Source organism: Kineosporia sp. NBRC 101731, assembly GCF_030269305.1.
Classification (GTDB): Bacteria; Actinomycetota; Actinomycetes; order Actinomycetales; family Kineosporiaceae; genus Kineosporia.
Map to the genome: position 1 here is coordinate 1 of NZ_BSTC01000071.1, position 271 is coordinate 271.

General features: G+C 52.8%; 1 rRNA gene. It reads left to right on the forward strand.

The features are described 5' to 3' along the window. Positions 1-155: 155 nt before the first annotated feature. Positions 156-271: ribosomal RNA gene (locus QSK05_RS36125) — 23S ribosomal RNA — on the forward strand; the annotation flags it as partial.

Consider the following 271-nt stretch of genomic DNA (forward strand, 5'->3'; position numbering starts at 1 on the left):
GTGCCTCGTATCTGGTTTCGGCTGGTGTCGGGGTAATTGGTGGGTCTGAGGGTTGTGTGTGTTCGTTGCTTGTGAACTGTATAGTGGACGTGAGCATCTTTAATCTGTGCATATTTCGTGCGCTCAGATTAGCGAGAGCTAATACTGGGTGTGTCGGGTAAGTTTTTAAGGGCACACGGTGGATGTCTTGGCACCAGGAGCCGATGAAGGACGTAGGAGCCTGCGATAAGCCTCGAGGAGCTGGCAACCGAGCTGTGATTCGAGGGTTTCC